The 11623-nt window shown below is 66.1% G+C and carries 8 protein-coding genes; 5 read left to right on the top strand and 3 right to left on the bottom strand.

The features are described from left to right. Positions 1-121: 121 nt before the first annotated feature. Positions 122-2989, top strand: a complete 2868-nt coding sequence (gene hepB / locus FJQ89_RS08050) for a heparin/heparin-sulfate lyase HepB (protein WP_168208399.1) — start codon at positions 122-124, stop codon at positions 2987-2989. On the opposite strand, the gene FJQ89_RS08045 is transcribed toward hepB, so the two are convergent. Together FJQ89_RS08045 and FJQ89_RS08040 are read right to left on the bottom strand one after the other, a co-directional pair. Next, a complete protein-coding gene (locus FJQ89_RS08045; protein ID WP_168208398.1) occupies positions 2972-3919 on the bottom strand; it encodes an AAC(3) family N-acetyltransferase in 948 nt (315 codons plus the stop codon). The genes hepB and FJQ89_RS08045 overlap by 18 nt on opposite strands. Beyond that, complete coding sequence (locus FJQ89_RS08040; RefSeq protein ID WP_141169793.1) at positions 3912-5105, bottom strand: prenyltransferase/squalene oxidase repeat-containing protein; 1194 nt, start codon at positions 5103-5105, stop codon at positions 3912-3914. The genes FJQ89_RS08045 and FJQ89_RS08040 overlap by 8 nt, the downstream gene beginning before the upstream one ends. A gap of 144 nt (positions 5106-5249) precedes the next feature. Here FJQ89_RS08040 and FJQ89_RS08035 point away from each other — a divergent pair, with 144 nt between their 5' ends. From FJQ89_RS08035 to FJQ89_RS08020, 4 genes are all read left to right on the top strand, one after another. Next, entirely contained in the window at positions 5250-5477 is a 228-nt protein-coding gene (locus FJQ89_RS08035; RefSeq protein WP_102123163.1) for a hypothetical protein, read from the top strand. A gap of 216 nt (positions 5478-5693) precedes the next feature. Further along, complete coding sequence (locus FJQ89_RS08030; RefSeq protein WP_141169792.1) at positions 5694-6215, top strand: sigma-70 family RNA polymerase sigma factor; 522 nt, start codon at positions 5694-5696, stop codon at positions 6213-6215. Beyond that, on the top strand, positions 6208-7209 hold the full coding sequence (locus tag FJQ89_RS08025; protein WP_141169791.1) for a FecR domain-containing protein: 1002 nt from the start codon (positions 6208-6210) through the stop codon (positions 7207-7209). Before FJQ89_RS08030 ends, FJQ89_RS08025 begins: the two co-directional genes overlap by 8 nt. 100 nt (positions 7210-7309) lie before the next feature. Next, the gene (locus FJQ89_RS08020) at positions 7310-9820 is read left to right on the top strand and encodes a TonB-dependent siderophore receptor (protein ID WP_141169790.1); all 2511 of its coding nucleotides are present in this window, start codon (positions 7310-7312) and stop codon (positions 9818-9820) included. A gap of 101 nt (positions 9821-9921) precedes the next feature. On the opposite strand, the gene FJQ89_RS08015 is transcribed toward FJQ89_RS08020, so the two are convergent. Further along, on the bottom strand, positions 9922-11616 hold the full coding sequence (locus FJQ89_RS08015) for a hypothetical protein (RefSeq protein WP_141169789.1): 1695 nt from the start codon (positions 11614-11616) through the stop codon (positions 9922-9924). Positions 11617-11623: the final 7 nt, after the last annotated feature.

Here is an 11623-nt window from a genome sequence, read left to right as displayed (position 1 = left end):
CGGGCGTTTTTTTGTGCGCCGCAAGCCTGTGCCGGTATTTTTGTTGTGAAAATGAAATTAAATGGCGCCAGATGGTGTATTGTTATTGCTGTTTAAAATACAACAAACTGGAGTTGTCCTTATGTTTCCACCGCGATGCCGTAACAAGTTGCACGGTTTGATCCATGTTGCCTTGCTGGCGGCCTGTCCGGTCCTGCATGCGGCGTCGTTTCCCGTCGAGGCCATGTTTGAAGCGGAATCGGCGGCGCCGGCCGGCCCTTGGGCGCAAGAGTACCTTGGCAGCAACGTGGTTTCCGGCGGCGTCTACCTGAGTACGCCTGCCGACCTGGTGCGCGCCGAGACGCCAGGTGCGGCGGCGGAGTTGTCGTACACCGTGGCCGTGCCCCGTGACGGCAACTATACGGTCTGGCTGCGCGTGCTGGCGCCAGCGGCGAACGCCGCATCGCTGTACCTGGCGCTTGACAATGGCGCCTATGCCAGCGTCTCCGTGCCGTTTGCCGCTGGCCAAGCGGCGGCATGGACCTGGGTGCCCGTCACCCGCTGGCTGGCCGCCGGTGAACGCGAGCTCAAGCTCAAGTACCGGGAAGGGGGCGTGGGGATCGATTGCCTGCTGGTGACGGCGCTCGCCGATTTTGTGCCGCAAGGTTATGGCGTGTACCCGTTGCCCACTGTGCTGCCGCCCGCTGGCATCCATCCGCGCGTGTTTGCCAGGGCGGGGGACCTGGCCGCGATACGCAGCCGTTTCGAGTCGGACGCGCAAGAAATGGTTCCGCACCGCGCTGTCCTGAATGCGTTTATCCAGGCGCCGGCCGTGGTCGCGCTGCAGCCGCTGCCCGTGTTCGTACCCGGCGGTCCCGCCATGAGCAACCACCAGATCGATGTCGTGAGCAGGATCAAGGCAAAGGCGCTGCACTTTCTGCTGTACGAACGCAGCGGCCAGCCGGCGCAGGCGCAGCGGGGCAAGGAAGCCGTGCAAATGCTGCTCGACTACCTGGCCGCCGTCCGCTTTTCGCCCGGTTACAACTATCCGAACGACAAAGGCGAGATCATCCTGGCCAGCGCCATGGTGTATGACTGGTGCTTCAATCTGATGAGCGTGCAGCAGCGCGCCTATGTCGTTACGCGCTTTACGCAGATTGCCGCCACGATGGAGATCGGCTTTCCGCCGTCGCGGCAAGGTGCCGTCGTGGGCCATGGCAGCGACAACCAGCTGCTGCGCGACCAGCTATCGGCCGCCATCGCCTTTTATGACGAGGCGCCCCTGGTCTACAACATCGTTGCCGGACGCTTCTTTGCCGACTATATTGCGCCGCGAAACTACGCCTACGCCTCGCAAGCGCATCACCAGGGCGCATCCTACGGCAAAGTACGCTTTCTGTCGGACATGTACGCCGCATGGATATTCCGGCGCATGGGAGCCGCTCCCGTGTTCGATCCCGTGCAGCAGATGACGCCGTATCACTGGCTGTATGCGCGGCGCCCCGACGGGCAATGGATGCGCGATGGCGATGTCTACCATTCGGCGTATAGCAACAGCACCGAATACTGGGGCGAACCGCTGGCCTATATGTTGCCCGCCAGCTACTACAATAATGCCACGTTAAAACAGGAGTATCTGAGACAGCCGATCAACTTTATCCATGCCAAGGACAGTATCTGGCCTGTCCTGCTTGGCAATACGGCCATGGGCAGCACGCCCAGCCCGGCCACCTTGTCATTGACCAAGTACTTCCCTGATCCCGCCGGCTTGATGATAGCCCGCACGGGCTGGACCGAAGGCATGCATGTGGAATCAGGCAATGTCGTGGCGACGCTGAAACTGGGAGGCGACTGGTTTGGCAACCATGAACATTATGACGCCGGGCATTTCCAGATTTATTACAAAGGCGGCCTGGCCATCGATTCGGGCATTTATAGCGGCAAGGATGTTGCCGATCCCAGCATCGCTCTGGAATATGGCAGCGCGCACGACATGAACTATCACAAGCGCAGCATCGCGCATAACACGATGCTGGTCTATGATCCCAGCGAGAATTTTGACGGCTATGCGAATGACGGCGGACAGCGTTTTCCGGGCGAGGAGCCGCAAACCCTGGCGGAACTGGCCAACGGCTACAAGGTGGCCACGGTCCTGCGCCAGCAGCAGGTCGGCGGTGTGGCGGGTGCGCCCGACTTCAGCTACATCAAGGGTGACCTGACGGCCGCGTACAGCAGCAAGGTGCGCCAGTTCCAGCGATCATTCGTGTTCTTGAACCTCAAGAATACGGATCACCCGGCCGCCCTGGTCGTCTTTGACAAGGTCAGCGCCAGCGACGCCGGGTTCAGGAAGACCTGGCTGCTGCATAGCCAGTCCGAACCGGAAATCAGCGGCGACACCGTGGTCATCCAGCGCACGGAATGGGACTATAACCATACCTACCAGTACAACGGCAAGCTGATCAACCGCACCTTGCTGCCGGCGAATGCCGTGCTGGAAAAAGTCGGCGGCAGCGGCAATGAATTCAGCGTCGGCGGGACGAATTATCCGATTCAGCCTGAAGCCGAGTATTCGACCGAGGAAGCTGGCGCGTGGCGGCTGGAAGTGTCGCCGCCGGCTTCCAACGAGACGGACCTTTTCCTGAACGTGATGCAGGTGATGGATGCCAGCAGCGCGCTGCCCGCACTGCCCACGACGGCCATCGATTCGGCCCTGCTGGCCGGCGTGAAAATCAAGGACCGCGTGGTGCTGTTTTCCAAGAGCGGCCTGGCGCTGGGCGGGACTATCACCGTCGAGCTGCCGGCACAAAGCGCGTCCATGCAGGTGCTGGTGACGGATTTGCAGGCGGGAAGCTGGACGGTGAGCAAGCGCGGCATGGGTGGCCCCATCGAGGATGAGGTGAGTGCCGATGGTGGCACCTTGTACTTTGTCGCCAGTGGCGGCGGTGCGTACGATTTGCAGCGCAGCGTCAACAGTGGCCGGCGTGCAGCAGCCTCACCGGCCTTGCCGTAAAGGGGCGGTTGAGACAGGCCGCGCCGCCAGCTGCGCCGCGCTGGCGTAGATCGTCACGTCATCGGAGGCCAGCTGGCGCAGGTGCTCGAAAAATGCCTGCGCCGGAATGGCCCATGACGCCGCATCGCCGACCTGGCCGTTCACGCGCAGGCCGGCGGCATCGAATTCGCGCGCAAAATAATCGCGCAGATCGCCGCGGCCGGGATGGTCGATGCGGCGCTGCGCGACTGCCGGATCGAAAGGGCGCACGGGAACCTCCCAGCGCCGGCCGGCGTGGTCCAGGCAAGCCAGCAGCTTTGTATCATTTTCCCACACGGGTACGGGAAAGGCGTCGCCCATGGCGTCTTCCAGCGCGTGATAGAACGTCACCGGCCCCATGGAAATGCCGAGACCCAGCACCTTCGCGTGCTCGCAGCCGATAAACCTCTGCCAGGGCGAGTCCGTGCCGAAGATCGAGGGAGCACGGTGGTGCGCGTCGGTGAGACCGGCGGCATGGCGGCCCCACGCGGACACGGAGTGCGTCGGGTGGATGCTGCGGTGGATATTGCCGCTTGCCAGAAACGCTTCGGGCAGGCGGCCCATGTGGGTGCCGTGGCGGCGCGGGTCGAACACATAGTCTTTCATGTCACAGGTGGCGCGCACGGTGCCGCCGGGCAGATAGTAGGTGGGCAGCAGCAGGGTGCCTTGCGGGCCAACAGCGTTCTGCAGGGCATGGACCACGGTTGCCGCGCCGCCTTCCACATAGCCCATGCTTTTCAGCGAAGAATGCACGAACAGCGTATCTCCCTGCGCGATGCCCAGCCGCGCCAGGCCGTTGGTCAAGGCGGTGCGCGTCACGTGGGGCGCGCTGTGGCGCATGTGCCGGGCGCTGTCGGCGCGGCGCCACGTTTCCAGCGCGGCCCTGGCGGCGCGCTTGGCTGCTTCAAGCATCACCGGCTTCCCGTGCCAGTTCCAGTTCCAGCAGGTTCGCATCGATGCAGAACTTGGCGGCCCAGTTCAGGTAAGCCCAGGCGCCGTAGTCGCCATCGACGGGAAACGAGCCCTTGACGCCGCCGCGTGCGTGCGCGGGACCGTCGATGCTGATCGAGCGCCGCACGTAACGGTTCAGGCGGCGCCCCGCGTCGAGATAGCGCCGCTCGCCGGTGAGCCGATACAACAGGAACAGACAATGCGCATTTTGTACGGAACCCGTGAGGCAGGCGTAATCGGCGCCAGGCTGGAAGTCCGGGCCGAGGCGGCCCGCCAGGTAGCCATCGGCCGCCACGGCATTGGCGATGCCCGTGGCGGTGCGCACGGCGGCGTCCAGCAGGTCGGCGCGCCCCGCAAAACGGTGCGCTTCAAGCAGGCCGCGCAAGGCGTAGCCGATGGTGTGGGTCAAAGGCAGCAGCGGGTTGTCGAGGCAGTTCGACTCGAACCAGCCGTTGCAGCGCTGTTTGCTCAATGCCCAGTCGACCTGGCGCAAGCCGGCCGCGCCATAGCCGTGGCCAGGCGCGATGCGGTCCGCTTCGAACAGGCCCCAGGCCACATGCGTTTCGTAGGCCTTGTCGCCGGGGCCGGCGAACGGCGTCGGATGCCGGCGCCAGCAGCCGTCGGCATCCTGGCTGTCGCGCAGCCACCTTGCCGCGCGCTGCATGGCGTCCTGGTAGGCCGCGCCGTACGCCTGCACGCCTGCGGCCAGGCCAAGCAGGATCTGGCCCGTATTGAAGGTAACGGGCACGCGTGGCAGCGAATCGATCTTCCCGCCCTGGAAACCGCCTTGCGGGAACTGGATGGCCACGCACCAGTCGAGCATGCGGCGCGCCCGGCCGTGCAGCGCAGCGTCGCCCGTGCGCTGCGCCAGGGCGATCATGCTGGGGATGATGTAGCCGGTGGTCTCCGGGTAGGAGCTCGACCAGCCTGTCAGCAGGCTGTAGTCGCGCGCGACGCCGCCGTCGTGTGAACTGGAATGGTCCTGCGCCGCGCACAGCCAGGCGGTGCAGGCCTTGACGACGGCGTGCGGGCCGGGATCGATGGCGGGCAGGCCGCGCCGGTCCGACAGCCGCTCCATGCGCGCCGCCGCCGGCAGGCCCGCTGGCGGCGCCAGAGTGTTCCTGATCTTCGCGAGCAAGGCGCGCATGGCAGTCCAGTTGGTGGTTGGCTCAGGCTACTGTAGCGCCGGCAGCGGGCCGGGCTATTGACTTGCCGCAAGGATTGGCCGTTGCATCGCTGCCGCCGGAATTGACGCATAATGGATACTCTCCCAACGTCGACGAGGCCCGCCATGAACAGCGTCACGCTTGAATACACAGTCGTCACCAATCCCGACTCCTTTGTCGGCTTCAAGTATTACGTCAAGGCGGGGCAGGCATTCGATGCCGACGATTTTGCCTATTCTTACAAGCTGAACCGGTCCGACCTGGACCCGGACAGCGTGCTGGCCACCCGCGAGGCGGCGGCGAAGCTGCAGCCGGGCGAGTGGCTGACGGTGTCGCATTCTGTGGCGGCGTAGCGCGCAAGCTGTGCGCTTTTCCCCGGCGGACTTTGGCGGCCCGCCAAGTGAGAGATATCGGCGCTGCGGATCGCCAGGCCGGATTCGGCTGTTGCTTCGGAAGCCAGTGTCAGGGCAGGGTATCACTCGGCACTGATCTTGCCGAGCTGCTCACTTCTGCCTATAATTGAGAATAATTCTCATTAAGTTTGCGCTATACGCCAGACCTGCCGCTCCATGTCCGCCGACCACGTCTCTCTGCCTGACTTCGATGACATCGCCATTCTGTATCGCCAGCACCACGGCTGGTTGCGCGGCTGGCTGCAGCGCAAGGTGGGCAACGCCTTCGACGCGGCCGACCTGGCACAGGCCACTTTCCTGCGCGTGCTCGCGCCGCAGGGCATGCAAGGCGTGCAGGAGCCGCGCGCCTACCTGACGACCATCGCCCGCAACCTGCTGATCAATCATGTGCGCCGGCGCGCCATCGAGCAGGCCTACCTCGATGCCCTTGCCCTGATGCCGGAACCGGTGGCGCCGCCGCCCGAGGTGCGCCTGATGTTCCTGGAACGGCTGGTGGAGCTGGATCGGCGCCTGGCAGCGCTGCCTGCGCAGGCGCGGCAAGCATTCCTGCTGGTGCAGCTCGACGGCATGGGGCAGCAGGAGGTCGCCGCCGAGCTGGGAATTTCCCTGTCCACCGTCAAGCGGCATCTGGCCAGGGCGGCCCTGCGCTGTTTTTTCCCGGAGCAGCACGATGAGTGAGGATGTGCAGGACCCCTTGGGCGGAGCAGACGCTGCCGCACGCGTGGCGCCTGCCGTGGCGCGGCAGGCCGTGCAGTGGTGGCTGGCGCTGCAGGGTGGCGACGCCACTGCGGTACAGCTCAATGCATGGCGGCGCTGGCGCGCCGAGGACGCCGAACATGAACTGGCCTGGCAGCGTATCGAGGCGGTCAGCGGCCAGCTGGCCGGTATTCCGCCGCCGTTGGCCGGCGCCGCCCTGGCCGCGCCCGCAGGCGCCCAGCGGCGCCGCGCGGTGCGCCTGCTGACGCTGCTGGTGGTTGTGGGCGGCGGCGCCGCCACGCTGCGCCAGGGCCCTGCCTGGCAGGCGTGGAACGCCGATGCCAGCACGGCCACGGGCGAGCGGCGCACCTTGCGCCTGCCGGACGGCGGCACGCTGGTGCTCAATACCGATAGCGCCATCAAACTGCGCTATGACGCCAGCGCGCGCGTGGTGCAGCTGCTGCGCGGCGAGGTACTGCTGCAGACGGCACCCGATGCGCAGCGGCGGCCCTTCCTCGTGCACACCGCGGCCGGCACGGCGCGGGCGCTGGGCACGCGGTTTATCGTGCGCCAGCACGACGGCTTCGTGCAGGTCGGCGTGCTGCGGGGCGCCGTCGAGCTGCAGCCTGCGGCGTCCCACGCCCAGTCACGCGTACTGCAGGCGGGCGAGGAGGGCAGTTTTACCCGCGACGGCGTGGACGCGGCGCATGTCCTCGATGCCGCTGCTGGCGCCTGGGCCGACGGCATGCTGGTCGTCGCGCACATGCGCCTGGACGCCTTCCTGCAGGAGTTGTCGCGCCACCGGCGCGGCCACCTGGGATGCGATCCCGCGCTGGCGCATCTGCTGGTGTCGGGCGCCTATCCGCTGGCCGATACCGACAAGGTGCTATTGGCGTTGACGGAAGCCTTTCCCGTCGAGCTGCATTACCTGACCCGTTACTGGGTCACGCTGCGGCCGCGCGCGGCGAAAAATTAAACTGAAAATACATGGACTGTTTCTGCACGCTGCCTTGTCAAGGGAAGTGAGGGCGCAGGTTTTGGCCCGTTCCACCCATCCCATGATATGAAGGCATGCCATGAACGAACGCAGCACATTCCATTCCTCCACGCGCTTGCGCGCACCGGGCCTGCTGGCAATGACGCCGCTCGCCCACCTGGTACACGCGCTGTGCCTGGGCGCACTGGCCAGCCTGGCCGGCGCGCCGGCGCAGGCGCAGACGCAGACGGCGGGGCAGGCAGAGGCCCTGCGCCATTACGCCATCCCGGCCGGGCCGCTGGAAGCGACATTGAACCGGCTCGGGCGTGAAGCGGGCTTGCTGATCGCCTTTGGCTCGGCGGCGACGGAAGGGTTGCGCAGCGGCGGCGTCAGCGGCAGCTATGCGGTGGACGATGCGCTCGCTCGCGTACTGGCCGGCACCGGACTCGCTGCCGTGCGCACGGCCGGTGGCGGCTATGCGCTGCGCGCCGCCACCGCGTCCGCTACCGGGGCGGCGGCGGACGGCGTGCAGACGATGGCGCCCGTGACCGTCAGCGCGCAGGCGGAAGAGGAAAACCCGTGGGGCAAGGTCAGCGGCTATGTGGCGCGGCGGGGCAGTACGGCCACCAAGACCGATGCTTCCTTGCTGGAAGTGCCGCAATCGGTGTCCGTCATCACGCGCGACCGCATGGATGACCAGGGCGTGCGTACCCTGAACGACGCCATCCAGTACACGGCCGGCTTGCGCAGCAACACGGCAGGCGCCAATCCCGCCGATGACAGCCTGTCGGTGCGCGGCTTCAGCCAGTTTTCGGGCGCGTTCTACCTGGACGGCATGCGCCTGATGCCCATGGGGACGCTGGGCTTCTTTGGCGTCGAGCCGTATGGTGCCGAACGCGTGGAAGTGCTCAAGGGTCCCTCGTCCGTGTTGTACGGCCAGAATGCGCCGGGCGGCATCGTCAATTTCGTCGCCAAGCGCCCTGCGGCGGACCAGCTGAACCAGGTCGAACTATCGCTTGGCAGCTACGCGCGCAAGCAACTGGCCCTCGACGTGGGCGGCAAGCTGGCGGACGATGGCAGCTTGCAGTTTCGCCTGGTGGGGCTGGCGCGCGATGCGGACCAGCAGATCGATTACATGAAGGATGACCGCTACTATCTGGCGCCCAGCCTGACGTGGGCACCGAGCGCCCGCACCAGCATCACCTTGCTGGGCTTTATCCAGAAGAATCGCGCCATGCAATCGTCGAATGTGCAGTGGGAGGCATTGAACGGCAGTAATCCCAACGGCCGCCTGCCGCTGACGCGTTTCCTGGGGGAGCCCGGCTTCGACCACGAGGAGACGAGTGTGGCATCCGCTGGCTACGCGGCGCGCCACACCTTCGACAGCGGATGGATAGTCAGGCAGAACTTCCGCTACCTGCACGCGGATAACCATGAACAGTATATGTTTCGTTACGGCAATTTGATCGACAAGGCGATCACCAACCGCGAGATCGATACGCGCGACGGCAAGGGTAGCGTGTACTCGCTCGACACCAGCGTGACGGGCCAGATGGCGACGGGTGCGCTGCGCCATGAGGTGATTGCCGGCATCGATTACAGCCGCAGCAATACTTCGTTCAGCTCGTATATCGTCGACGGTCCGCAGATCGATATCTACCGCCCCGTCTACGGCAGCGCGCTGGACCTGGCGGCGCTGGCGCCCGACGCCCTGCGCCGCGAGCATAACCGGCAGCTGGGCGCGTACCTGCAAGACCGTGCGCAGTACCGCAGCTGGGTCTTCACCGTGGGCGGGCGCCAGGACTGGACGCGCCAGGAGCAGCGCAATCTGCTGGCATCGCCATCGACCACGACCTTGCGCAAGCCCAGGGCATTCACGGGCCGCGCCGGCATCACCTACCTGGCGGCGAACGGGCTGGCGCCTTACGCCAGCTACAGCGAATCGTTCTCGCCCGTTTCCGGTGCCGACCGCCTTGACCGTCCATTCGAGCCAGAAACGGCCCGGCAAGTGGAGGTTGGCGTGAAATATGCGCCGGGCGCGCATCTTTCCGTGACTGCCGCCGCATTTGAACTGCGTCGCCAGAACGTGCTGACGACAGACCCGGACGACCCGAATTTTTCGATCCAGCAGGGTGAGGTGCGCTCGCGCGGCATCGAGCTGGAAGTGGCGGCACAACCGAGCAGCCAGCTGAAACTGCTGGCGGCCCTGACCTACAATCCCCTGAAAGTGACGAAGGCGAATCCGGACATGTGGGGCACGAATGTGCAGGGCAAGTCGCCTTATGAAGTGCCCAGGCAGATGGCGTCCGCCTGGGCCGACTACGCCTTCGCGGGCAGCTTGCGCGGCCTGTCGGCCGGCGCCGGCGTGCGCCATGTCGGCGCCAGCTGGGGCGATGCGGACAATACCTTCCAGGCCCCGGCGTTCACGCTGGCCGACCTGTCGCTGCGCTATGACCTGGGCCAGACACGCAGCCACTGGCGTGGCCTGAGCGTCAGCATGACGGTCAAGAACCTGTTCGACAAATACCATGTCGCCTCATGTTTCTCGGCACGGGCCTGCAATTATGGCGAGCAGCGCAACGTCGGCGTGCGCCTGGCCTACCTCTGGTAGCGCGCGGCCAGCTCGATGGCTGGCGCGCAGCCCGTGTAGCTGGAGCTGAACTCCAGCGGGCATTCCTGCACGATGCGCGCCGCCTTTCTTGGTTTCCTCGGCTAGATGCCGAACACTTTCAAGATTGCATCCGTAAAACCCTCGAACCAGCTGCCCACCTTGCCCGGCTGCTTGCCGTGGCGCGGGGTTTCTTCATACAGGTAGACGCCGTTATCGCCGTCGAAGCGGTCGTTGAGCAGCGCTTGCTGACCGCGCAGGTAGGGGAGGAAGGTTTCGCTGCGCATCGTCGAGTACAGCACGTTGGTGGTAAATCCCAGGGTGGCGGACTGGCTGATGGCGCGGCCCTGGCCGGCGCGCTCCAGGCGCACGCCGCGGCAGCCGCGCACGATCAGCGTGACGGGGCCGCGAAAGACGATGAAGCGCAGCTGCAGGGTGAACCAGGCATGCAGGCTGCCCAGGCGCCAGTGGCTCGATATCGCCAGCGGCTGGTTCGAGTCGCAGATCAGTCCCACGAGGCCCCGTGGCTGGAATACCAATGCGCTGCCGGCCGGCAGGCGGACGACGGCGATTTCCAGCAGCGGGTCGTCGCTGGCGGAAATCGTCACGGATGCTGGTACGTCGCTGTGCAGCCGCGTCAGCGCCGCCATGCCGGCCGCCAGGCTCGTAAATGGGAAGCGCCAGTCCAGCAGCCACTGCGTGCGCTTGGTGCTGCTGACGGGCGACGACTGCAGGTATGCGGGGTGGATCAGCATCTGCTGGCCCGGCTGCAGCAGCAATGCCTGCGAGACGGAGGAAATGCGCGATGCGCCCTGCGGCGGCAGGGGCAGGCTGGCATCGCCGGCTTGCAGCTCGCGCGCGACCGACAGCGGCGGCAAGCGCGCGGCAAGGGGCGCCAGCACGAAGTAAAAGAAGGCCTTGATGGCGACGGGCAGAAGGATGGCCGACAGCACCAGCAGGGCCGCCGTGGGCACCACGTCCAGCACGGGCGCGCGCCAGCGGGCGATCCAGTTGCGCGCCAGCTGCGCCTCGCTCGTGGCGATGGCCGCCTGCACGGGCGTCAGGGTGCCGGCCAGCGCCGCGCCATCGATGGCGAATGGGGCGGGGTGGGCCGCATTGTTGGTGCGTGCGCGTTGCGCCAGCCAGGCGCGATACGCTTGCAGGTTGATCTCGCGCAGGCGCTGACCCTCGGCTTCGAGCTGCGACAGCTGCGCGTAAGCGTCGCTGCCAGGCAGGCGCGCCGCCACGGGGTGCTGCGCTTCCAGTTGCCGGCGCTGGGCCTGGTTGTGCTGCAGCGCGGCATACGCGCTGACGTGTTCCGCCTGCAGGCGCGCCAGCGTGTGCCGCGCATCTTCGCCTTCGACTGCCGCTTGCAGGGCGCTCAGATAACGGGCTTCCTGCGCCAGCACTTCGATTTCCACGCGGCGCGCCGCTTCCGCCTGCGCATGCAAGGCCAGCGTGTTCGTGTCGGGCAGGGGGAGGGTGAACAGCGAAGGCTGCTGCTTTGCGCGCAGTTGACGCAATTGGGCCTGCACATGCGCCAGGCGCGCGGCGATGGCCGTTTGCGAGGTTTTTTGCAGGGCGTTGACACGCGCCGTGGCGGCAGCGGCCAGGCCGGCGCCATGGCTGCCGGCGCTGTCGGACGCCTGGCGCAGTGCGGCGACGGCCTCGCTGCCGGCGCTGTAGGCGCGCCATTCGGCCAGCAGCAGGCGTCCGGCCAGCAGGATGACGATGAACAGCGCGAACTGCAGCGCGTGGCGCAGCAGGAAGTGCAGGATGGCCGTCAGCAGCTGGCGCAAGGAGGTG

The sequence above is a fragment of the Janthinobacterium tructae genome (genome assembly GCF_006517255.1).
Lineage (GTDB): Bacteria > Pseudomonadota > Gammaproteobacteria > Burkholderiales > Burkholderiaceae_D > Janthinobacterium > Janthinobacterium tructae.
This window is presented reverse-complemented; position numbering and strand designations above follow the sequence as displayed.